Source organism: Persicobacter psychrovividus, from assembly GCF_036492425.1.
Lineage (GTDB): Bacteria > Bacteroidota > Bacteroidia > Cytophagales > Cyclobacteriaceae > Persicobacter > Persicobacter psychrovividus.
The window spans coordinates 1,417,018-1,441,363 of sequence record NZ_AP025292.1; the positions used below are offsets into that span (position 1 = coordinate 1,417,018).

Consider the following 24,346-nt stretch of genomic DNA (forward strand, 5'->3'; position numbering starts at 1 on the left):
GTTTTTAGATACCGAAATTTAGTTATTCTTAGGCTGAATAGAAATTACCCTCACCGATTTTTATTTTTTGTCCGTTTTCGACCTAAAAAAAAGCGATACCAGTGGATGGTATCGCTTTTTAGAATTCAGTTATATTGTGGGTGAAAATCGGCTATAATTTCACCCAGGATTTATCGTTATCCATAATTTTAACGGCCTGAATAAAGGCTTCATTTTGTTCATTGAAAATCGGGTAGAAGCCTTCATTATCCCAAATGCTTCTCGCAACCTGCGCCTTAATTCGAAGCTTGATCATATCCTTTGAAGTTTCATACTGCTCTTTATTGAACTTGACATCGAGCTCTTCTGCCGTTTTGATCAAATCTTTAAGCATCGCCTCTGAAACTCGGAAATTCTTACGGAAGTCTTCATACTTCATTGCCTTTAATTTCTTGGCATTTTTCTCTGAATATTTGATCGTGTATTCTCTCAGCGCATTAGAGTAGAATAGCTTCACGAAGTAATCGCTTTGGTTTGCGGTATCCAATGGTACGAAATAATCAGGCATGATTCCACCACCACCATAAACGGTTCTTCCATGAACGGTTTTATATTTCAGGCTGTCATTCATCTTAATGCTGTCGGCGTGGAAAAACTCACCGTGTTCATACCTGTTGAGCCTGTCATTGAAATAATCCTCCATATGTTTGGCGTCATAAGGCTTTTGAATCGAACGACCACTTGGCGTATAATATCTACTGATTGTGAGTCGAAGTTCCGAGCCATCATTCAGCGGAATAGGCATTTGTACCAAACCTTTACCGAAGGAACGGCGACCAACAACCAAGCCGCGGTCATTGTCCTGCACAGCACCCGAAACAATTTCCGAAGCCGAGGCACTTCCTTCATCAAGCAAAACAATCAATTTTCCTTTTTCAAAAAGACCAGGGCGTTTGGCGTAATATTGCGTGTTGTAGCGTTTTTCTTTCCCTTTGGTATAGACGATCAGGGCGTCGTTGTCCAAAAGATCATCTGCAATTTTTACCGCCCGATCCATATAGCCTCCTGGGTTACCCTGAAGGTCAAGAATCAGTTTGGTCATGCCTTCATTTTTCAGCTTTTTCAAACCATCATGGAACTCCTGATAGGTGGTTGCCGAGAAACGGCTGATCTTCATATAGCCAATTTCGTGATCGACCATATAAGCGACCTCTAAAGAATTTTGAGGGATTTTATCTCTTACAATATCGAAGTTTAGGAGTTCCTTCGAGTTTTTGCGGTAGATCTTGACATTCACTTTGGTGCCTTGCTCACCTCGGAGCATATCCACTACGTCGCGGTTGGAGATTCCCGTAGAAGCAATATTTTCGCCATCGACCTCTACAATTTTATCCCCACTTTTTATCCCTAATTTTTGTGAAGGCCCACCACTTAATGGAGAGACCACATATAGAGTATCGCGTAAAATATTGAACTCAATACCTATGCCATAGAATTTTCCTTCAAGCTGAGATTTTGACATTTCTAAATCCTTGGCAGGGATATATACGCTATGCGGATCTAATTTTTCCAGCATTTTTGAGATGGCAGTTTCCACCAAATCTTCCGTGTCTACTTCATCGACATAATCCCGCTGAATATAGCTGACAATATTGGAAAATTTATGAATGGAACTGATGAGTGAGTTGTTTTTGGGTGATTCATTACCCGCCATGGTGGCGCCAATTAAAATACCTGCAATTAAGCCCAGGGCGATAAAAATCGGTAATTTAATGTGAAACGCTGAATTTTTCTTGCTACTCATTCTATAATGTAATGTTAGATTAATTGCAAAGTTGAAATGCGAAAGGGTGAGTTTCGCCTAATAATTATAAAATTAGGCATAAGTTGGGCATAATCTTTAATTTCCCAAAATGGGATTAATGAATTCTTTGCTTTAAATGCCAATTCTAAGGTATTTATTAGATAAGTACGTAATATAAGTTAAAAGTTATGGGATTTTTTGCGTTTGCACTTTACAATTATAGCAGTGCCAAAATTACTGTTGATGGGGCAGGAGCGACTTTTAAATGTAAAAAGCCAAAATATGGGGCTGTTTTGGACTTTTTAAAGGGGGTGTGGCCTCCGATTATTGCAGCTTTTTAAACTGACCAAAAAATAAAAGTGACGGATTTATTTGCTTGCAAATATATTTTAATGCTACATTTGGAGGAAACTTTAGGGGTGCCTGATCGGCTGAGATTATACCCTACGAACCTGATGTAGTTAACCCTACCGAAGGGAAAAGTGAAATTCTTCATGATGTGTGTACCCTCCTGAGCGGTGGTCATTCCTATGGTTTTAGGCGTTGATTTTTCAAGCCTGTATTAGATTTTAATCGATACCATGCTATTTATAGCATTTTACCGATTCAATTTTTCATTTTAGGAGATGATAATTTACCTCAACGAAACTGCAAAGGAGTGCACGGAAAATCTTTCCCTTGCCCAATTTTTAAAATCTGAACAACTTATTGAAGCCTCGGGTATCGCTGTGGCGGTAAATCAGTGTGTTGTTTCACGTGCCGATTGGGAAACTCACCTTTTGCAATCCGAGGATAAAGTTCTGATCATTCGAGCAACACAAGGAGGATAAACCATGAAAAAACCAGAAACCACACCTACTACGGCGACCATTACCCGTTCGCCCTTTCCAGCATCAAAAAAGGTATATATCCAAGGTGAGATTCACCAGGATGTAAAAGTGCCCATGCGGGAGATTTCTCTTAGCCCCACCAAGATTTTTGGGACGGAAAAGTTGGTGCCCAATGAGCCCGTGGCTGTTTACGACACCTCAGGAGTATATACCGACCCTTCAGAAAATGTGGATGTTCGGCAAGGGCTGAAGCCTCTGCGTGAAGCGTGGATCCGTGGACGAGGCGATGTGAAACAACTCGAAGGAATCACTTCAGCCTATGGTAATGAGCGGTTAAATGATGCCTCTTTGGATGAGTTCAGATTCAAGGCACTTCGGAAGCCGCTGATTGCCAACAGCGAGCAACCCGTTACCCAAATGTATTATGCCCGACAGGGAATTATTACGCCTGAAATGGAATATGTGGCCATTCGTGAAAATCAGCGACTCGCTGAAGTGAAAGACCGCGGCGTGGAGCATGAGGGCGAGAATTTTGGGGCCATGACGCCAAGAGAAATTACCCCAGAGTTTGTGCGTCAGGAAGTGGCTTCAGGCCGTGCGGTGATCCCATCGAATATTAATCACCCAGAAATTGAGCCGATGATTATCGGTCGGAACTTTCTGGTGAAAATCAACGCCAATATCGGTAATTCAGCCGTAACCAGCTCCATAGAAGAGGAGGTAGAAAAAGCAGTATGGGCTATTCGTTGGGGCGCAGATACCGTAATGGACCTTTCAACGGGGAAAAATATCCATGAAACCCGTGAGTGGATCATTCGCAACTCGCCAGTTCCAATTGGTACCGTACCAATCTATCAGGCCCTTGAAAAGGTAAAAGGGAAGGCTGAAGATTTAACATGGGAAATTTTTCGCGATACCCTGATTGAGCAGGCAGAGCAGGGAGTGGATTATTTTACCATTCACGCAGGGGTGTTGTTGCGCTATGTGCCCATGACGGCTAAACGCCTGACGGGTATTGTTTCCCGTGGAGGCTCGATAATGGCCAAATGGTGCCTGGCACATCATCAGGAAAATTTCATTTACACCCATTTTGATGAGATTTGCCAAATCATGAAAAAATATGATGTAGCCTTTTCTCTTGGAGATGGATTGCGCCCAGGCTGTTTGGCGGATGCCAATGACCGCGCGCAGTTTAGCGAGCTTGAAACCCTTGGTGAGTTGACCAAAAGAGCATGGGCTCAGGATTGTCAGGTGATGATTGAAGGGCCTGGCCATGTACCGATGCAGATGATCAAGGAGAACATGGAAAAAGAATTGCGTGACTGTTTTGAAGCGCCATTTTATACCCTCGGACCATTGGTTACTGATATTGCCCCTGGCTACGATCATATCACTTCAGCTATTGGTGCCGCACAAATCGGATGGTATGGTACGGCTATGTTGTGCTATGTAACACCGAAAGAGCACCTGGGGCTGCCCAATAAAAAGGATGTCAAAGACGGCGTGATAACCTATAAAATTGCGGCTCATGCTGCCGATCTTGCCAAAGGACACCCTGGTGCTTATGTCCGTGATAACGCCATGAGTAAGGCCCGCTTTGAGTTCCGCTGGGAAGATCAGTTCAATCTTGCCCTTGATCCAGACACTGCAAGGGAGTTTCATGATGAAACCCTGCCCGCTGAAGGAGCGAAGGTAGCCCATTTTTGCTCGATGTGTGGGCCAAATTTCTGTTCGATGAAAATCACGCAGGAAGTGAGAGACTATGCCGACAAAAATGGCCTTGATTCTGAAGAAGCGATAGCCAAAGGTATGGAAGAAAAGAAGCAGTTATTTGAAGCTACGGGTAAAGAAATTTATCAATAAATGAAAGTGCGGCTCATCTCACCAACGCATGCTTTAGTCGATGAAGCGGCTTTGGTGAGATCGCTCTTTGATCAGGGGCTGCATGCTTACCACTGGCGAAAGGCACCATTTAAGCCCCAAGATTTTCAGGATTTCCTGAAGCAGCTGCCCATGGGTTTTCATCAGAGAATATGGGTGCATTTATCAGAAATACCTGCTGAAAGTATTGGTGAGGTGAACATTCATGCCAAAGGGGAGCTTGCGGAGCAAATTTGTGCTGCTGAAGAAAATGAGCAGCAAAAAATGCTTGCCAAAGGTAACCAATGGAGTACTGGAGCACACACGATAAGCGCGCTGAATGCCCGAAGAAAGTGGGCTCCTATTTTATTGGTCAGTCCTGTTTTTCCGAGTATCAGTAAAAATAGTTATCAGCCTGAAGATGCCAATTTCGGCAGTCAATGCCTGAAAATATTCCCCGATGCAGTTGCTTTGGGCGGGGTAGGGAAACCCCAAATTCCAATTTTAAAAGATTGGGGATTTAAGTCCTGCGCTTTGATGGGCAGTATATGGGCGGGGGCTGATGAACCACTGGAGAATTTTAAGCAAATAATGACGATTATCAATGAAAGTTGATCGAACGACAGTCCTGAGCATTGCAGGTTTCGACCCTTCTGCGGGTGCAGGTGTGCTTGCTGATGTAAAAACCTTTGAGCAACATCAGGTGATGGGGCTGGCCGTTCAAACGTGCTGGTCTGCGCAAAACGAGCAGCATTTTGAGCAGGTGGGCTGGCTGAAAACCGAGGAGATTATTAGTCAGCTGAAGGTTTTACTTCAGCTTTACAAGCCGCAATACATTAAGGTTGGACTGGTGCCTTCATGGGTTGCTTTGCGGGATATTTTGCAGGTCATCATTTCACAGGCACCATCAGCAAGAATTATTCTTGACCCTGTACTTTCTGCTTCTGCAGGCTTCGAGTTTCATCAGGAAGGACATCGGATTTTTAAGACAGAAATTCTTCCTCAACTATTTCTGATTACCCCGAATGCCGAGGAGTACAAACAATTGTTTGGTAGCCAGTCCGTGGAAAAGTGGCCATATGCCGCTCATCTTTTACTGAAAGGAGGTCATCGGGAAAACCACCTTGGTGAAGACCTGTTGGTGGAAGGAGAGGGAATTTCGGTCATCAAAAGTAATCGGGGGAAGTTACCTGCCAAACATGGTACGGGCTGCATATTAAGCGCAGCGATTACCGCCCAGCTTGCTTTGGGGCAGGACCTGAAAACCGCCTGCCATTTGGCAAAAGAATACCTTGAACAGCGAATGGCCTACCACGAAGGGCTATTGACATACCACCATTTATAAGTATGGAAAGATTAATCTATATCAGTCAGGGAAAAACCCCTGCGATACAACTTGAAAATATTGCCTTTGCCTGTCAGGTGGGGGTGAAGTGGGTGCAGCTACGCCTGAAAGATTGTGATCCGAAGGAGGTGAAAAAAACAGCCCTTGCCGCACAGAAAATCTGTGGGGAACATCAGGTAAAACTGACGATCAACGACCATGCGGCACTCGCCTTGTCGCTTGGCATTCCTTCTGTTCATTTGGGGTTAAATGATATGCCCACAGATGAAGCGCGAAAGTTATTGGGGCCTTCGGTGGAGATCGGCGGTACCTGCAATACTTTTGACCACCTGAAGTGGCATTGGCAAAATGGGGTAGATTACGTAGGACTGGGCCCTTTTCGATTTACCAAAACCAAAACCAAGCTCAGTCCAATTCTTGCTATTGAAGGCTATCAGCGACTGATAAAACAAATGGCCATCGCCAAAATTGAGCTGCCTGTTTTTGCGATTGGGGGAATTAAAGCAGACGATGTTTACCCCCTTTTCAATGCAGGGGTTTACGGCATCGCGATTTCTTCGGAGCTTCATCATCATCCCGACCCTGAAGCCTTTGTGAAGTTTGTCGAAGGAATATTTCAATTAAAAAACACAACAACATGTTAACCATTGCCAACCGAACATTTCAGTCCCGTTTGTTTACAGGAACGGGGAAATTTGCCTCTTCCATAGAGATGGAAAACGCCCTGCTGGCTTCCGCTTCGGAACTGGTCACCATGGCTTTAAAACGGGTAGATGTCAATGATGAACGCGATGATATTTTATCGCACCTGCAACATCCGCACCTTCACCTTTTGCCCAATACCTCGGGGGTCAGAACTGCCAAAGAGGCGATTTTTGCCGCTGAACTTGCCAGGGAGGCCTTGCAGACGAACTGGCTGAAGCTGGAGATTCATCCAGATCCTAAATATTTAATGCCTGATCCTATTGAAACCCTGAAGGCTGCCGAAGCCCTGGTGAAAAAAGGGTTCGTGGTTTTGCCTTATTGCCATGCTGATCCTGTGCTATGTAAACGCCTTGAAGAGGTGGGGACCGCTGCCGTAATGCCACTGGCGGCGCCTATTGGCAGTAATAAGGGATTGGAAGCGGCGGCTTTTTTAGAGATTATCATTGAGCAAAGCAATGTGCCCGTGGTGGTGGATGCTGGTATTGGTGCGCCGTCTCATGCCGCGCAGGCCATGGAGATGGGGGCTGATGCGGTGCTGGTCAATACTGCTATTGCGGTCTCTGAAAATCCAACGCAAATGGCTTGCGCTTTTAAGCTTGCTGTTGAGGCAGGACGATTAGCTTATGAAGCGAAATTGGCACCAAAACAAGCAGTGGCACAGGCAAGCAGCCCACTGACGGATTTTTTAGCTGAACTCGGGGACTGATGGATTCATTTAAATCATTGTTTTCGGAATATCGATGGGAGGAGGTCAAAGCCAGGATTTATGCCAAAACGGCAACGGACGTCAGGCGGGCATTGGCAAGTAAGCACAGAAATCTCGAGGATTTCATGGCCATGATTTCCCCTGCCGCGGAACCGTTTCTCGAAGAGATGGCACAGCGCAGTCATCAATTAACACAAAAGCGTTTTGGGAAAACGATTCAGATGTATGTGCCGATGTATCTCTCCAATGAATGTCAGAATATTTGTACCTATTGTGGGTTCAGTCTTGACAATAAAATTCCGAGGCGGACACTGACGGATGCCGAAATACTTAAAGAAGCCTCCACGATAAAGGCGATGGGTTTTGAACATTTGCTGCTGGTAACGGGTGAGGCAAACCGTACTGTGGGTGTCCCTTACATCAAGAAAGCCATGCGCTTACTGCGTCCGCACTTTGCAAATTTATCCATGGAGGTGCAACCCTTGGAACAGCAGGAGTATGAAGAATTGATTGCGGAAGGGCTGAATCAGGTTTACATTTATCAGGAAACCTATCACGAGGCGGATTACAAAATTCACCATACCAAAGGGCGAAAATCCAATTTCGATTACCGACTGGAAACTCCCGACCGTCTGGGTAGGGCAGGGATTCATAAAATTGGCCTGGGGGTGCTGATTGGTTTGGAAGACTGGAGAACCGACTGTTTTTTCAATGCATTGCATTTGTCATATCTTGAGAAAAAATATTGGCAGACCAAATATTCGATCTCCTTTCCGCGCCTTAGGCCATTCAGTGGAGGGCTGGAACCTAAAGTAGCGATGAATGACCGTGAGCTTGTTCAGTTGATTTGTGCTTACCGCCTGTTCAATCAGGAGGTGGAAATGAGCCTCAGCACAAGGGAACATGAGGTTTTTCGAGATCATGCCTTCAAACTTGGCATTACTTCCATGAGTGCGGGATCGAAGACCAACCCAGGAGGTTATGCGGTGGCGCCACAATCGTTGGAGCAGTTTGAGATTTCCGATGAGCGGAGCCCCGAGGCGATTGCAAAAATGCTGCAATCCAAGGGCTACGAGGCCGTTTGGAAAGACTGGGACCTTTCCTATGATGTGAAATAGGCGCAAAGAAATGGGAGGTGCATTTAGCAACCTCCCCTAATTTTGGCTTTCGTGGAAAAGCCTAACACAGTATTTTAAAAGTCAAGAATTTTGAACTCGGTCCTTCGGTTTGCGGCATGCACTTCCTCTGGGCAGTCGCCGTTGGGGCAGGGCATTTTTGGCTGTGTTTCGCCATAATATTTATAGACCAGCCTAAAGGGCTCAATGCCGAATTTCTCAAAATAGGCCAGGGCGGATTTTGCTCTTTTCTGAGAAAGAACCTTATTGTATTCGTCCGTGCCTCGTGCATCGGTATGGGAGGAAAGTTCCAAAACGATGTCGGGATTATTTTTTAGGATGCGGATAACCTTGTTGAGTGTTGTCCGAGATTCAGGGGTAATGGCCGCTCGGTCAAATTCATAATAAATGTTCTCAATGTCGAGAATCTTATTTTTTTTCAGTCGCTCCAGCGGAGAGATCCTATTGATGTTTCTCATTTGATTTAAGGGCACGCTTACGGTTTGTTCATGACTCATGAAGTCCGTTTTCTGAGCCAGAATGAGGTATTCGCTCCCTGGCTGTACGGAAAAGTCATAGTAGCCATCCTCAGACTCATACGATCTGACATCGCCAGTATTTACATCTTTGAGCACCACTACGGCTTTAGGTAAAATGGTATTGGAAGTACCGTTCACCACCTTGCCAGTAAGATGCGGGGTGTAGCCTTTACTCAGATAAATCTCCTTCTCGATGGTTTTATTTTCAGTGAACCCCTTGGTGTCGAAAGCGAGGGCTTCCGTGGTGTATCGTTTTTTATCGCAATTGACCTTATATGCAATCTCAGGATTCAGGCGGATAAAATATTCGCCAAATTCATCACTGACCCCACGAACCACTTTGCCTTTATCATCAATCAATTCAATGCTTGCCATGGGAATGGATTTGCCATTTTCTTTGTCCTTTACCGTAACATTGAGGTCAATCATGATATTCTGAAAATGGTAAATGTCGTCATTGCCATTTCTTGCCCCTCGGTTGGAAGAGAAAAAGCCCCGAAAATCTGTGGAGTCCCTGCCAATCAGGCAAATCCCAAAATCATCTTTCTCGGAATTGAAAGGGGCACCGAGGTGTTCCACTTCCCCATATTTATCACCTTCCACTTTTACCCTGAATAAATCAAGGCCGCCAAGCCCTGGGTGGGTGTCTGAGGAAAAATACAGATAGCCGTCATCAGCAATATAGGGAAACAGCTCATTGCCATTGGTGTTGATGCTTTTCCCAAGGTTTTCGGGCGTGCCCCATTTTCCATAAGGTGTTTTACTGCTTTTATAGAGATCTGTGCCACCATAGCCATCGCTATAATTCGTGACCAGATACATGGTTTGCCCATCTTTGCTAATCGTCGGGTGACCTTCGGAAGAATGCTTTTTATGAAAGTTTAAATGTTTTGGCTTGCTCCACTTTTCATCCCCTTCCTTTTGGGTGTACATTATCTGTAAGTTTCGCTGCTCCCGTTCGTTGGAGGTGTTTCGAGTAAAGTAGAGGGTTTTGGTTGCCTGGTCAAAAGTAGCCGGCCCTTCATGTAGTTTTGAGTTGATGGTTTTGGGCATTGCTGTGGCATCATCAATCTGACCAATACCGTTGAGTTGCCCTTCAAATAAGTTGATAAAGTGCTGATTATCCCATAAGTACCGCGATTTGTGATATGCGCGAGAGGAACACCAGATCAGTTTGTCTTCAACAACCGTTGGGCTGAAATCATTAAATTCACTGTTGAAATTAGTGGCTTCCGCTTTAACGGCGAATTTGTTCACCGACAGGCTGCTGTAGTTTCCACAGGCGCGTAATTTGGGCATAATGAGTGCGCGGTCTTCGGGATGGTAATTGAGGTATCGTTTCAGTACCACCCGAGCGGCCTTGTAGCTTTTTTGACTCATCAGCAAATCGGCATAAGGCAACATCAGTTCTGTTTTTGCAGGGTATAGTTTGATCAGTACACGGTAGGTCTCCAGGGCTTCAGGGTACCTTTTGGCCGCCATATAGGCCTGCGCCAGCTTTTGTGTTACCTCGCCACTGTTTTTTGTGGCCAGGTACTTACTGTATTCATCAATAGCGGCGGTGTATTCATGTTTTTTGAAATGCTTGTCCGCTTTGATCAGTGTTTTTTGTTGTCCAAAACCATTCAAAGCAATGATGGCCGTCAGTAGGGTAGTGAGCAGTAGTTGTTTCATTGTTAGAAATATCTTGGGCTGAAAATCGCTTCATCCATTTTAAAGAGGTCGAAGCCTATAAATATTTCATGGGTACCAATTTGTTGTGGGCCCAAATCCGAAATAGGATAATCATAAGCATAGCCAAACCACCATTGGGGTTTGGGGTGTATTTCTGCCATGACCGCCAGGCCGTCATTGGATCGGTAGGTGGCCCCGACCCAAAGGTAATCGTTGAAGATCGCCGTGATGTTGGCATCTACCTGAAATGGCCGCCCACTGACCTGCTTCATCAATACTGCGGGTTTTAGCTTAACAGATGAAGAAACGGGAAAAATCGCCCCAAAGGTGATGTACATATGGTTGAGCAGCTGTGCCTGTGCATCGGGGTTCTCCTTGTTCAGTCGGTGTTGCATAAGCTGAGGCAAGGAGATTCCAGCAAAGAATCGCTCTGAATAATAGTAAGCGCCTACGCCAACAGTGGGTAGAAGGAAGGATTCATTGTTGAGGCCAAACAATGGGTCGTCAGGGTCCTGAATATTGAGTTCATCCCAGTTGTTGTTGTATTGAATAATCCCCCCAGTTACCCCCAGGCGTAAGGAGTGTTTTTTGCTGAGCGGAATTTTATAGGAATAGCTCCCGTTAAAGCCGGTGGTTCGGTTAACCCCGAGCTGGTCGTTGTAAACGTTCATTCCCAGCCCCATTTTTTCTGTCGGTTGCCCGTGCAGGGAAAAGGTGGCTGTTTTAGGTGCTCCTTCAAGCTGCGTCCACTGGTGGCGATACAGTAAACTGGCGCTTACCCAGGCACGGCTTCCGGCATAGGCAGGGTTGTACATTAAGCCATTAAACAGGTATTGGGTGTACATCGGCTCTTGTTGTGCCTGGCAGAACAGGCTGAAAACAGAGCAAAGCAACGTGATATATAATTTTTTCATAGGTTAGCGTTGAATGGTGATGAATCCTGAAAACTCTTCATCAATGCCTACAATTTTGAGTACATAGTAATAGGTGCCATCGGGCAGTGGCCTGTTGCGGGAGTCGGTTCCTGCCCAGTCGTTTTTATAGTTGGAGACCTGATAGACTTTTTCTCCCCATCGGTTGAAGATCAGCAGCTGATTCTTGGAGAACTGTTCCAAATCTTCGATATAAAATGTTTCATTCAAACCATCCCCATTTGGCGATACCGCATTGAAGATGTTCAGGGCAACCTGTTGTGTGATGTTGATGGTTACCATAGCCGTATCACAGAGATCACTTTTGGAGTCGTAACAAATGGTGTAGGTAAACTGGTCCGTGCCCACAAAAGAGGTGTCGGGGACGTAAGTGATAAAGTCCGTTCCGGGATAGATTGTGCCATTTGCCGGTTGGGTAATTATTTTAAAGTATGGCGGCAGATCCATCTCCGAATCCCTCGGATATTCATCATTTTCCCACGGGCTAATATCCACCCCCTGATTGATGCTTGTTTCATAAGTATCGTCCACTGCTTGAAGGCCTTCGAACATGGATAATCTGATATTGGAATTTTTACAGTTTACTTTCTGTCCATTTTTCCTTTCACAAACTTGATAACAGATATCCACATAAGACGTGCTACTGCTTGGGTCTGGGGTATATTCCAGCATCAGGCCAGAGGTTAGTGTTGCGGTGCCAGGGAATTCAGTATCACAGAGAATGACGGTATAATTTTCTGGCAATTCATCATTGTCAAGGAAATCGATCGTCGATGCGCCTTCAGGAGCAATGACCTTTTCATCGTTGGCAAGGGTGAAGTCTTTGAGCTCTCCAGTGACTTCCACCATCACGAAGGAAGTTTTACATCGGCCATAGATATCACAAACCTCATAGCAGAAAATGATAGGCTCATTGCTTGGGGATGCCCCTGCAGTGTACAGGATACTAAGCCCGTCAGCAACCACAGTACCGAATGCGGGCTGGCTACAAACGGTTACCGATTTTATTTCATTGGCAGAGATATTATCATTTTCTGTTACGGGTACCAATACGGATTGATTGACCAATACACTTGCCTGGTCCGTATTGAGTTTCAGTTCCTCGGGCTTTTGGACATCAATAATTACAAATGCCTTAGCGCAGTTGCTGGTGATTTCCTCATCACAAATCTGATAACAGAATACCGCTGTTCCGAAGAAGGTTTCCGCTGGAGTGAAAAGGAAAGATCCATCATCATTCAGGTCGGCAATACCAACATCAGGGCTTAATGGCTCGCATAGCGCAACGGTTACCGGCCGGTCGAATTGGTCATTGGCTTTTACATCCACGATGACTGGGGTTTGGTGAGGCGTGGAGATAAAGTCCTCTTCAGCATCGAGAGCCTCCATGGCATTAATACTGATGAAAGCCAGCGCCTGTGTACATTGCCCGTCTTCACTACAGAGTTCATAGGTAATGATTTCCGTTCCTGTGAAGGTCGGTTTCGGTGTGAAGGTCAGGGTGGTATTGTCCAGACTCACGGTGCCATTCAAAGAAGCTGACACAATATTCATCGATCCGAAAGAACCATTAACGATGCGATCGTTGGCAAAAAGGTCGATAATGGCCACCTCTCCCTGCTGAATGTTTTTACTGTCGGTCTGGGCAATCACTTCAGCATTTGGCAGACGAACTTCATAGGTAAGGTAAGTTTCATCGCACTGGTCGGCAAAAGTTGGCTGGGTGTTACAGACCTCATATTTGATTTTGAAAGCCCCCTCTTGGTTGGGGTCTGGTGTAAATTTGATTTTTCCGTCTTCCACAATTGCAGTTCCAAAATCGGGCTGTTCAGTAATGTTGATGGTATAATTTGCGGGAATGATAAAATCCTCAATAAGGTTGGGGTTGAAAACCTCTGGCGCATCGGTGGGCTGAATATAATAGGTCAGTGGATAGACCTCAGGGATCTCGTCCGCAGGCACTTCCTGTCGATGCACAGTAATGAATACCAATCCTTCGGCACATGGGCCTTCGCTGGTACATAACTGATAGGTGAGGATGTCTGTACCGAAGAATCCCGCCTGAGGGGTGTACGTCAGTGTTTTGGTGTCGTCGGAGAGTGCTATTGTACCACCGTTTATAGACGTGGCATCGGTTGTGATGGAGGCAAAAGTACCACTGCCCAAGTCATCGTTGGCGAAAATATTGACCTCAGCGCTTTCCCCCTGATTGATGATTGCAATATCAGTTTGGGCAATAATACTGATGTCCGGAGCGGTGATGTCATAATTCAGAATACTCTCATCGCACTGATCGGTATAGCCTTCACGGGTATTACAAATACGATATCTTATTTGCGCCACACCAGACTGATCCGGTGCTGGGGTAAATTTGATGTTGCCGTTATCAACAGTTGCACTGCCTTCCGTGGGTTGTTCAATGATGGTCAGTTCGTAATTGTCAGGCAATTCAAAATCACTGATATTCCCTGGAATGAAAGTTTGCTCTGGGGCATTGCTTTCGATATTCAGTGTTAAGGCATGAATATTAGGGATTTCACTTATTGGAATGGCGGTACGATTCACGCTGATGAATAATTGCGATTGCGCACATACAGCTCCTTTTGAACAAAGTTCATAGGTGATAATCTCAGTGCCGAAAAAGCTCGGATCGGGAATAAATTTCACCTGATCGCCCTCGATGCTTACCGTTCCGTTGTCCCCACCTGAAATGATGGAAATACTTTCAAACTCATCATTTTCTATCCGGTCGTTAGCGACCACATCAACCGTAACTTCTACACCCTGCGGAGTTGTGGCTCCATCTGTCTGGGCAACAACAATAGCCGAGGGCGCATAAATGTCATAGGTAAGGTATGCCGATGCGCATTTATCAGTGTGTGCAGGATCCGTATTACAAATCTCATATTTTATGCTGTAAATGCCTGCTCCCTGATTTGCATCGGGTACATAAGTGATGACGTTGCCATTCAAATTGACGGTACCGTCTGTGGGCTGTTCCAGAATGGTGAGCGCATAGTTTGGCGGTAAATCAAAGGCCGTGATGGTGGCAGGGTCAAATGCAGGAATAGGGGTGTTTGCTGAAAGGTTATAGTTAATCGTGTAAATCACCGGACTGTTGTCATCATTCGCTTGAGGATTTACACTTACAAACAATTGGGATTGTGCGCAAGGCCCTTCCTGACTACACAGTTCGTATTGGATAATCTCAGTGCCAATAAAATCGGCATTAGGCGTGAATGTAATGGTTTTGTCGTTGACGCGAACCGTACCATTGTCAGAGGTTGGGTTCACCAACGTAATGGATCCGAATATCCCATTATTAATCTGGTCATTCTCATATACATTTACACTTGCAACTTCCCCTTGCTGAATGATATCACTGTCGGTTTGGGGTGCTACCGTGGTCGATGGATAGAAGCTGTCGAAGGTCAGATACGCTTCGCTACACTGATCATCATATTGTGGCAGGGTATTACAAAGCTGATATTTGATTTTAAAGGTGCCCTCTTGAGATGGGTCCAAAGTGTATTTAATGATTTTTCCATCAACGATTATGGCATCTCCTGCCTCAGGTCCCTCTATTAAGATAATTTCATAGTTGGGTGGCAATTGAAATTGCGGAATCTGGGCAGGGTCAAATACGAAAGGAACAGCATCGGGCTGGGTATTAACCTCGACAGGGAAAATTGACGGAATTTCATTCGGGTCGATGATGACTTCCACAACGGCAAAGGCTTCTTCACAAAGTTCAGGGTTGTTGGTGCTACAAACACTGTAACAGATGATTTCCTTACCAAAGAAGTTGTCATTGGGTACATATCGTATTTCATTTTCCGCAGTTATGGTTGCCGTACCATTGACTTGCGTGTTACAAATTTGCAGGCTGTAACTGTCATCTTCAGGAAGCTCGGTATCATTAATCAAAACATTAATGTCGATCGGGCTTCGGTATGGGGTTTGGGTTTCATCGTCGGTAAGCTGGACATTCCAGGCGGTAGCTACCTCAACATTAATGATATTGGAATGGCACTGCTCTCCAGTAGGATCACAAAGGGTATAGCAGATCGCATCCTGCCCTTCGAAGTCTGTAGGAGGCGTATACTGAATTTGCTGATCGGCCAAAACGGTTGCATTACCCTGGGTCTGACCCGTATTACAAAGGGAAATGGTGTATCCTTCCGGAGCTTTGTCGTTGATTGTAGGGTCGAAAGTAATGGCCGTGTTTGGTGTGGTATTCACATCATCTTCAAGGGTAAGCACGGTAATGTCATAGTCGAATGGGATGACAATTTCGCCTGTACTACAGGTCTCGTCCTCCGTGTTGGGGTTCACACAGACCTCATAGCAAAATTGCGCCTGTCCTGCTTCTGTAATATAGTCAGGAATGTATTCAAGAATTTTGTTATCGATAACTGTTACGGTACCGAGTTCAGGGTCTTCACATATGGTTAAGGTGTAGTTTTCCGGCAGGTTTTCTGCTAATTCATCAATGTGAATTTGAAAAGGGCCAAAGGTTGTCAGGCTGTAAAAAGAGTCTTTTAGTTTAGGCGCTTCATCGGGAATAACCTGTATGATTACATAAGCCGGGTCACAGGCTTTATTGGCACCTGTTCCAACACATAATTCATACTCAAGGGTGTCCTGACCAATAAATCCATTGACAGGCGTATAGGTCATGATGCTATCTTCGACCGTTAGGGAGCCAAACTTAAAGTGGGACAGGATATTAAAATCCACATTTGTATTGGCTTGGTCATTTTTTAGGAAATTCAGGGAAATAGGGGTGTTGGCGCCTGTATATCCTAAATCATCTTCAGCATTTGGGGCATCATTACAGGGAATTGTTCCTTCAAGCAGAGAAATGCCAAAAGCAATGCCACCCAGAGCGCCAGGCTTTGATCCATAAAATTTGTCGGCACTGAAAAGCACGCTGTTTTCCTGAATGGTTCCAGCCTCCCCGCCCGTTGCCGACCAGGTGGTTTGATTTAAATACTGTGCTTTACTGAGCGATAAGGTTCCACCACCGCCACCACCGCCTGGGCCGTAGGCATCCTGTACATTGCCTTTGTAGGTGTGTCCGCCATTTCCACCGTTGAGGTCGATCAATAATCCTCCCGCTACACCGTCGGCATCAATGAGCACACTTCCGCCGGCACCACCACCACCAGAAGCATTGTCAGTAGTGGAATTGGGGATTCTGTCTGCGGAAACGGTGGCAAGTGCGGGGTAGGAGCCTCCGTTTGCACTGATTTTGTTGTTATTCGTGATCAGGTAATTAGCGGAAAGAATAATGATCCCCCCACCATTTTGTCCTCTGGAATGACGACGGTTTTTAAAGGCAGAAGTACCAGAGTTTTGATGTCCGGCACCACCGCCACCACCCATAAAAATCTTATTGAAGGAGGTGAGCTTGAAATTGTCTGACAAAGACATCCCGCCAAGTCCACCGATCAGTTCCCCAGGGGTATTGCCATCATTGCTGTCATTATCTGTAGTGATTCGTCGCTTGGTTTGAAGTGCACGACCGCCCAAACCTCCAGCGCCATAATTCGCACCACCACCACCACCGGCATTGTGATTATTTCCACCACCACCACCGGTAATAATTTTCCCTCTTCCATAATTAGAAGGGCTTACGTCCTGGGTGACTGGGAAGGCCATGGATTCTCCTTTGCTACCACCTATTGCCTGATCAGTAAAGGCATACTCAAAGGTGTTTTCCCGATTTCCCCCTCTTGCTGTTTGTCCTCCTATATAGCCGATGGAATCTGCAATTACTGGTGCATTAAGTTCAAGTGTACCATGTGCAAGGAGAAAGACAATCCCACCTGTTTTACCGTCCCAGGGTTTTGCGGTCACTTCAGCGGTGACCTCAGCGTCCACCATGTCGGGGAGCCCAACCACCTGGACACCGAAGCCCGGATCATAATCCCGGAGGAGTTTATGTGTAAGTATAAGAGTGTCCCCGACAACCGTCAGGACCGTATTGACTTCGAAATTTCCAGCGTTAGCCATATCAACAGCATCGCCATATTCGTCGGTTTGAGCCGTATTGAAGGTCGCACCTTTGGATTGGTGGATCAAAATTTTATCGCCTATGGAAAAACCTTCCGGATTGGTGATTTTGAGCTTACATTTCTGCTCATTGATCCCGAGGACCTCGCCATATTCATTGACGATTCCTGAGAGGGGTACAGGGCTTTGTGCCTGAAGTGAGGAAGGTAATATGAAGAAAAGACTGAATAAAAGAATAGCCATGTCTCTTCCAAAGGATGGAGCAAGGATGTTCATTAGGTTAATGATGTTAGGTGGTTACTGTGTTAACCCTTTATACGAACACCGTGTGTTTTTAAACCCAAACATAACCGCTATGTAATTAATTAGAGGAGAATCCGTGCAATGGCCCTTTTTATAGCTGATTTAGGGCTTTAGGTGGGGGATACGGCGTGGCAGTTGTACTTTTTAATGATGTGCGGATTGAGGTGTTTTTGCGAAAAAAAGCGCAACAAAAAAGCCTGAACAAAATCAGGCTTTCAATTTTAGTCATTATACTGACTCATGGTTCGGTTAATTCCGATGCTACAGAATCCGTGAATCATCTCAATGGCTTTATCCATGAAAAGGGGGAGTTCTGCGAGATCGCCTCCTTCAAATTTCCCCAATACAAAGTCGACTTGCTTGCCTTTGGAGAATTCATTTCCGATACCGAATTTCAGCCTTGCGTAATTTTGTCCGCCAGTGAGTTCTTCGATATTTTTCAGGCCGTTATGTCCTGCGGCAGAGCCTTTGGCCCGCATACGCAATTTGCCGAAAGGCAGGGCAAGGTCGTCCACGATCACCAATACATTTTCCTTGGGGATCTTGAGTTCATTCATCCAATGGCGTACTGCTTTCCCACTCAGGTTCATATAGGTGGTCGGCTTAATCAGGTGAATGTGTCTCCCTTTGAATTTGTACTCAGTTTTGAATGCCAGACGGTCTGTCTGGAATGCTACATTTTTACTGTCCGCTAATCGGTCCAATGTCAAAAAACCAATATTATGGCGTGTGAGTTCATATTCTGGTCCGATATTACCCAGACCAACGATTAGATATTTCATGATTTTTAGATCATAATAATGAAGGAGGTCCCTTCAGATTGGCAGGAATAAAAAATCCCCACGTTAAAACGTGAGGATTTAAATTTTTTAAGATCAGTGGGAAGCTTATGCTTCTTCTGAACCATCTTCGCCAGCAGATTGCTTCGAACGCAATGCACGAGGAATCTCAACTGTAGCGATAGAAATAGTTGGGTTGTTCAAAATTTCAAGTCCTTCTACAGGTACTTCACCAACTTTAACTGATTTACCCAATTCCAAAGTAGAAATATCAACTTTGATGTTATCAGGCAAAGCGTTAGGCAAAGCTTTAACTTTGATTTTACGCAATTTCGTAACCAAACGACCACCAACTGCAACACCTGGAGAGCTTCCTTCGAAAACTACAGGCAATTCCATTTTCATTGGCTTATCGTCGTTCACCAACAAGAAATCAGCATGCAACAAATTTTCTGATACTGGGTGGAATTGCGTGTCTTGCAATACCGCTTTGTATTCAGTTCCTTCAATGTTCAATTTTACGAAGTATACGTTTGGAGTGTATACCAAGTCGCGGAACAAGTATGCTGGAGCGTAGAAGTGTACTTGCTCTTCACCACCGTAAAGTACAGCAGGAACATTACCTTCTAAACGTAAATCTTTAGCATCCTTTTTACCAAGGTTCGCTCTTTTAAACCCTACAACCTCAATAGTTTGCATGATAATAAATTGTTAAGTATAAATAAATATTAAAAGCCTGTTCTTGTTATTCACTCAAACAGGCGTGCAAATATCGGAAAATAAAATAAAAAAACCACAAGTATTTCGAAAATACTTGTGGTTTCAGTGATTTAATAACCAACTAAGAAGTTCGTCTTAAATAGACATGCCTTTGATGAACAAAGAAGAGATCGACTCATTGTCGTGAATCTTACGGATCGCCTTACCGAAAAGCTCACCAACAGACAATACTTTGATTTTTGAAGACTCCTGACGCAATGGAATGGTATCTGTAACCACCAATTCAGTCAAGGAAGAATTCTCAATGTTTTCATAAGCCTTTCCTGAAAGGATAGGGTGTGTAATGACTGCGCGAACAGATTTAGCACCTTTTTCCAATAGAATATCAGCTGCTTTGCACAAGGTCCCGCCTGTATCGATGATATCATCAACAATGATAACATCAGCACCAGTAACATCACCAATCACCTGCATAGAAGCTACCTCGTTGGCACGCTCACGATGCTTGTCACAGATCACCATATTGGAACGGAAAATCTTGGCAAGGTCACGCGCACGTTTTGTTCCTCCAACATCTGGAGCTGCGAACAAAAGGTTCTCTAAGCCCAAAGAAGCCAAATAAGGAACAAATACAGTCGCTCCTTCAAGGTGATCCACAGGAATATCGAAGAATGCTTGAATTTGACCAGCGTGTAGGTCACAAGTCATGATGCGATCAGCACCAGCAGCAGTAAGCAGATTAGCTACTAATTTGGCAGCGATAGGCACTCTTGGCTTATCTTTACGATCTTGACGAGCATAGCCAAAGTAAGGGGCTACAACAGTTACGTATTTTGCCGAAGCACGACGGGCAGCATCTACCATTAATAAAACTTCCATCAAATTGTCTGATGGAGCAAAAGTAGATTGAATGATGAATACATCACAGCCACGAACGGACTCTTGGAAGGCAGGGCACATTTCGCCATCACTAAATTTACTGATTTTTACATCACCAACCTCTGTACCATACTGGTGGGCGATTTTTTCAGCTAAATATTGAGACTCAGTACCGGAGAAGATTTTTACCGCAGACATTTTTTGAATAATATGTTCAAAGTGTTGTAACGATTTAAATAAGGCTGAAAATAGTAAGCTTCGACCTTATTCAAATTGTCCTATTCTTTATTAATAGCGATGCAAAGGTAAGAAAAAAATTAAAAATCACTTCTGAAAACAGAAATAATAACGCCGCACTGAGCGCTGAAAATCCCTTTTTTTACCTTTCGAAAAGCTATTTGCTAAGGAAAACACGCAAAAAGGGGAGTTGTTTGAAAAATACAAGGCAATTAGCTGACTGAAGGTGGCGGAATGCAATTTTTCTCTCTGAAATTAAAATCCTCGATAAATTAAAGTTTATAGCATTTTAAGTATAAAGACGTCTCTCGGATTCAGGAGGTGTCTGATATGTACATTTTCATGTTGTCGCTATTTTGCTGTCTTCAATGTTGATCTTTTAGGTACGAATTTGTGCGGATCTTTTTGCGCTCTTTTACTTGTGTAAATACGCAGGATTGTTTTCTATTTGAAGTGGTAAATACCGCTTGAATTCGATGTGGCGTTTCACTCACCTTCTTTCATCATCGGGGGATCCAACAGTTATTAAAAGCGGCTTTATTTCAGCCATAAGGCGGTATGATTTTTCTGAGCCACTTTCGACGATACAAAAATCCTGTTTGTTAAAAGGTTTATTGATAAAACTAATGATAGGATAGGCAATGCAAATGAGAAAAATCACAATATACACTTTGGAAACGATTGAAATTTGCATAGTTTCGAGCGTTTTTAATGTTATATTAACTTAACCTCAATCCTAATTGTCAATGCATGATCGAATAATAGCGTTATCCTTCGAGCTTTTCAGTCGTCTGGGGATACGGTCAGTGACCATGGATGAAATCGCAAGAAAGCTCGGGGTGTCAAAAAAAACCATCTATCAGTGTTTTCCCAACAAGGAGGCATTGCTTCTGGCTACGCTTGAACAGGAATTTGAAAAGCAGGAGCAGCAAATGCGCTCCATCATTGATTTGGCCGCTGATCCTGTCGATGCTTTTCTCAAACTGTCGGGTTTTGCTAAAGAAATGCATGCCCGCAGCAATCCGCTCGTATTGCATGAAATTGAGCGGTACTACCCAAAGGGCTGGACTGCCTACTTGGATTTTAAGCATAAAGTGGTGCAGCATAACATGAGTGCCCTGCTTCAGCAAGGGGTGGATCGGGCTTTTTTTCGCCAGGATCTCAATGTGAAAGTGATGGCAGTGCTACGCATGGAGCAGCTTGAATATTGTTTTCGTCCAAATTTGTTTCCCCGGGCGACCTTTCAGTACGAAGAGGTGTATCAGCAGATCGCGGATCATTTTCTACTCGGAATTGTAACGGAAAAGGGCCTTCATACCCTTCAAAATATTAACCAATCAAACAAAACAGCAAACTAATCATGAGACTTTTGATGATGATTGCCCTCTGCCTCATGCCATTTTTGGGTAGGGGACAAGGCTCGACTTCACTGAATTTGCAGCAATGTATCGACATTGCCTTACAGAATAATCAGGCCATCAATAAAAGTGAGGCCAGTGTTCGGGAATCTCAGTACAAAGTAAAGGAAACCATCGCCATTGGTTTGCCGCAGGTGAATGGGCAGGTAACCGCCAACAATAACTTTGCCCTGCGGACCTCTTTTATTACGGGTGATTTTTTAGGAGGAAGTGACCCTAACGCCCCGCCGTCAGCGTCACCAAGCGACCAAATTACGCCCATCAGTTTTGGGACCAGCTATGATGCCAACGCCACCCTTTCGGTGAGTCAGCTGATTTTTGACGGCTCCTTCTTTGTAGGACTTGAGGCAGCAAAAACCTATGTGGATTTGGCTCAGAAAGACCTGATTCGCGCGGAAATTGATGTAGTGGAATCGGTAAAGAAGGCCTATTACCTGGTACTGATCAATAAGGAGCGACTCCGCCTGGTGGAACAAAACCTTGGCCGATTGGACACCTTGCTGAATGAGACCCAATTAATGTTTGATGAAGGTTTCGCGGAGAAAATTGATGTGGACCGTATTCGTGTATCTTACAATAATATTAAATCGTCGCTGAAAAGCTCACAGCGAATGATCGAGTTGAGCCAAAGGTTGCTTTCTTTCCATATGGGAGTAAATGTTAATGCGCCCGTAGTGGTGGAGGAGCATATCAGTGATATTGCCTTTGATCCAAGTATTCTCGATGCGGACCTGGCCTTTAAATCTTCGGATCGGGTCGAGATGCAACTCCTCGGGGTTCAGGAAGACCTGGCCAAATATGAACTCAAGAACATTCATGTACAATACCTGCCAAATTTATATGCAGTAGGGAATATGGGGTACCTGACGGGGGCAAATACCATCGGTGGCCTGACCAAATTTGGGACGCAATGGTTTGGCTTCGGAACCATTGGGGTGCAATTGAGCATTCCGATTTTCGACGGACTCATGAAGCGCCAAAAAGCACAGCAGGTACGGATGCGACTTGAACAACTCGAGTACGATCAGCAGCAAACCGCCATGGCCATAGACAATGAGGTCTTTCAGTCGAAAGCCAATTTGCTTAGCGCAATCGACCAACTCACCTTTGAAAAAGAAAATATGACCCTGGCCAAAGATGTTTTTGAAACCACCCGCCTGAAATACCAGGAAGGTATTGGAAGTAACATCGAATTGGTGGACGCCAACAATTCTTATATCACCGCTCAGGTGAATTATTTCAATGCATATTACGATGCACTTTTAAATAAAGTCAACCTTGAAAAATCCGTTGGGCAGCTGTATCGCCGCGGTTTATAATAAGCAAACAACCTAACTATGAAATATTATATCTTTTTAATGATCGGAGGCCTTGTGGCAATTTCTGCCTGCAATGATCATTCCCTTGAAAACAAAAAAGAGGAACTCTCGGAATTGCGTGCCGAACTCGCAGAAACCAAAGCGAAAATTAAGGTCGTTGAACAGCAAATCCTGGACCTGGACCCCGATGCCTTTAATGCCTCAGGTTCGGTGTTGAATGTGGCCACAATCCCCGTTCGCAGCCAGTCTTTTGAGCATATGATTGATGTGCGTGGTGAAGTACAATCCCGCAAGAATGTGATGCTTTCCGCAGAAATGATGGGCCGTGTGGAGAAAATTAATGTGGTAGAGGGAAGTGTAGTGAAAAAAGGGCAGTCCTTGTTGCACCTCGATGCCGATCAGGTGGTCAATGGTATTGCTGAGGTGAAAACTTCGCTGGAGTTTGCCGAGAAGATGTACAAAAAACGTGCAGCGCTTTGGGAGAAAAAAGTAGGCTCGGAGGTACAGTACCTCGAAGCTAAAAACCAATACGAAAGCCTGCAGCGGAAATTGGCGACGCTAAATTCGCAGCTCGATCAGGCGAGGGTAAAAGCGCCTTTCAATGGGCAGGTTGATGAAGTGATTGCCAAAGATGGCGAGGTGGTTTCTCCAGGCATGCCATTGTTGCGTTTGGCGGGAAGTACTGATATGTATATCCGTGCGGAGGTTTCTGAGCGCTACATTGGTAAGTTTAAGCGTGGCGATCAAGTAACGGTACGTTTTCCTTCCCTGAACAAGACGGTAAATTCTACGATTGCCTCGCTGGGGCAGGTGATCAATAAAAGCAACAGAACTTTCACGATTGAAATTCGCCTTGACGGTGAAACAGAAGGCATGGTTAAGCCGAACCTGCTGGCAGTTGTTGAGGTACGCGACTATCAGGCTGACGGGGCGATTGTTGTTCCTACCAAACTGATTCAGAAGGATTCTGAAGGTTACTATGTGTACACCGTAAAAACCGATGGCAAAGCCCAGAAGGCACACCGCTCGCGTGTAGAGCTTGGTAAAAGCTTCCGTGGTGAAACGGAAATTACCCGTGGGCTGACTGATGGCGACGAGGTGATTACCGAAGGTTACCGTGAGGCGGCACAGGACATGACCCTGCAGGTATTGAAGCCTACGGCGGAAGTTGATCAAAAATAACA

Annotated in this window: 17 protein-coding genes and 1 riboswitch; of the genes, 10 read left to right on the forward strand and 7 right to left on the reverse strand. The window is 44.8% G+C overall.

All coding sequences use genetic code 11. The features are described 5' to 3' along the window. Positions 1 to 151: 151 nt before the first annotated feature. Positions 152 to 1,783 (reverse strand): S41 family peptidase, encoded by a 1,632-nt coding sequence (locus AABK40_RS06230; RefSeq protein WP_332920557.1) that lies wholly within the window; start codon positions 1,781 to 1,783, stop codon positions 152 to 154. A 405-nt stretch (positions 1,784 to 2,188) separates the two neighbouring features. Then, positions 2,189 to 2,279: riboswitch (TPP riboswitch) on the forward strand. 130 nt (positions 2,280 to 2,409) lie between these two features. Between AABK40_RS06230 and thiS the strand changes: the two genes are divergently transcribed. Genes thiS through thiH form a run of 7 tightly spaced genes read left to right on the forward strand, consistent with a single transcriptional unit; the run spans position 2,410 to position 8,347 of the window. Next, positions 2,410 to 2,613 carry a sulfur carrier protein ThiS gene (gene thiS, locus AABK40_RS06235; RefSeq protein ID WP_338397952.1) on the forward strand — a complete coding sequence of 68 codons (204 nt, stop codon included), beginning with the start codon at positions 2,410 to 2,412 and terminating at the stop codon, positions 2,611 to 2,613. A 3-nt stretch (positions 2,614 to 2,616) separates the two neighbouring features. Then, complete coding sequence (gene thiC, locus AABK40_RS06240; protein WP_338397953.1) at positions 2,617 to 4,476, forward strand: phosphomethylpyrimidine synthase ThiC; 1,860 nt, start codon at positions 2,617 to 2,619, stop codon at positions 4,474 to 4,476. After that, positions 4,477 to 5,088, forward strand: coding sequence for a hypothetical protein (locus tag AABK40_RS06245; RefSeq protein WP_338397954.1), 612 nt, complete (start codon positions 4,477 to 4,479; stop codon positions 5,086 to 5,088). Continuing rightward, the gene (locus AABK40_RS06250) at positions 5,078 to 5,818 is read left to right on the forward strand and encodes a hydroxymethylpyrimidine/phosphomethylpyrimidine kinase (protein ID WP_338397955.1); all 741 of its coding nucleotides are present in this window, start codon (positions 5,078 to 5,080) and stop codon (positions 5,816 to 5,818) included. The genes AABK40_RS06245 and AABK40_RS06250 overlap by 11 nt, the downstream gene beginning before the upstream one ends. A 2-nt stretch (positions 5,819 to 5,820) precedes the next feature. Continuing rightward, positions 5,821 to 6,462 carry a thiamine phosphate synthase gene (gene thiE / locus AABK40_RS06255; protein ID WP_338397956.1) on the forward strand — a complete coding sequence of 214 codons (642 nt, stop codon included), beginning with the start codon at positions 5,821 to 5,823 and terminating at the stop codon, positions 6,460 to 6,462. Then, positions 6,456 to 7,229: a thiazole synthase gene (locus AABK40_RS06260; protein ID WP_338397957.1), complete on the forward strand. Its 774-nt coding sequence runs from the start codon at positions 6,456 to 6,458 to the stop codon at positions 7,227 to 7,229. The genes thiE and AABK40_RS06260 overlap by 7 nt, the downstream gene beginning before the upstream one ends. Beyond that, complete coding sequence (gene thiH / locus AABK40_RS06265) at positions 7,229 to 8,347, forward strand: 2-iminoacetate synthase ThiH (RefSeq protein ID WP_338397958.1); 1,119 nt, start codon at positions 7,229 to 7,231, stop codon at positions 8,345 to 8,347. The genes AABK40_RS06260 and thiH overlap by 1 nt, the downstream gene beginning before the upstream one ends. A gap of 74 nt (positions 8,348 to 8,421) precedes the next feature. Here the strand turns inward: thiH and AABK40_RS06270 are convergent, their stop codons facing one another. The 6 genes from AABK40_RS06270 to AABK40_RS06295 form a co-directional block, all read right to left on the reverse strand. Beyond that, a complete protein-coding gene (locus tag AABK40_RS06270) occupies positions 8,422 to 10,557 on the reverse strand; it encodes an OmpA family protein (RefSeq protein WP_338397959.1) in 2,136 nt (711 codons plus the stop codon). A gap of 2 nt (positions 10,558 to 10,559) precedes the next feature. Then, a complete protein-coding gene (locus AABK40_RS06275; RefSeq protein WP_332920566.1) occupies positions 10,560 to 11,471 on the reverse strand; it encodes a PorP/SprF family type IX secretion system membrane protein in 912 nt (303 codons plus the stop codon). A 3-nt stretch (positions 11,472 to 11,474) separates the two neighbouring features. Further along, positions 11,475 to 17,750 (reverse strand): Ig-like domain-containing protein, encoded by a 6,276-nt coding sequence (locus AABK40_RS06280; protein ID WP_338397960.1) that lies wholly within the window; start codon positions 17,748 to 17,750, stop codon positions 11,475 to 11,477. A 281-nt stretch (positions 17,751 to 18,031) separates the two neighbouring features. Beyond that, the gene (gene pth / locus AABK40_RS06285) at positions 18,032 to 18,592 is read right to left on the reverse strand and encodes an aminoacyl-tRNA hydrolase (protein ID WP_332920568.1); all 561 of its coding nucleotides are present in this window, start codon (positions 18,590 to 18,592) and stop codon (positions 18,032 to 18,034) included. 105 nt (positions 18,593 to 18,697) lie between these two features. After that, a complete protein-coding gene (locus AABK40_RS06290; RefSeq protein WP_332920569.1) occupies positions 18,698 to 19,288 on the reverse strand; it encodes a 50S ribosomal protein L25/general stress protein Ctc in 591 nt (196 codons plus the stop codon). A gap of 156 nt (positions 19,289 to 19,444) precedes the next feature. After that, positions 19,445 to 20,386, reverse strand: a complete 942-nt coding sequence (locus tag AABK40_RS06295) for a ribose-phosphate pyrophosphokinase (RefSeq protein WP_421953299.1) — start codon at positions 20,384 to 20,386, stop codon at positions 19,445 to 19,447. A 785-nt stretch (positions 20,387 to 21,171) separates the two neighbouring features. Between AABK40_RS06295 and AABK40_RS06300 the strand changes: the two genes are divergently transcribed. The 3 genes from AABK40_RS06300 to AABK40_RS06310 are packed head-to-tail and all read left to right on the forward strand — an operon-like array spanning position 21,172 to position 24,344. After that, positions 21,172 to 21,783, forward strand: coding sequence for a TetR/AcrR family transcriptional regulator (locus AABK40_RS06300; RefSeq protein WP_332920570.1), 612 nt, complete (start codon positions 21,172 to 21,174; stop codon positions 21,781 to 21,783). Between the two features lie 2 nt (positions 21,784 to 21,785). Then, complete coding sequence (locus tag AABK40_RS06305; RefSeq protein ID WP_338397961.1) at positions 21,786 to 23,162, forward strand: TolC family protein; 1,377 nt, start codon at positions 21,786 to 21,788, stop codon at positions 23,160 to 23,162. Between the two features lie 18 nt (positions 23,163 to 23,180). Beyond that, positions 23,181 to 24,344 carry an efflux RND transporter periplasmic adaptor subunit gene (locus AABK40_RS06310; RefSeq protein ID WP_332920572.1) on the forward strand — a complete coding sequence of 388 codons (1,164 nt, stop codon included), beginning with the start codon at positions 23,181 to 23,183 and terminating at the stop codon, positions 24,342 to 24,344. Positions 24,345 to 24,346 lie beyond the last annotated feature (2 nt).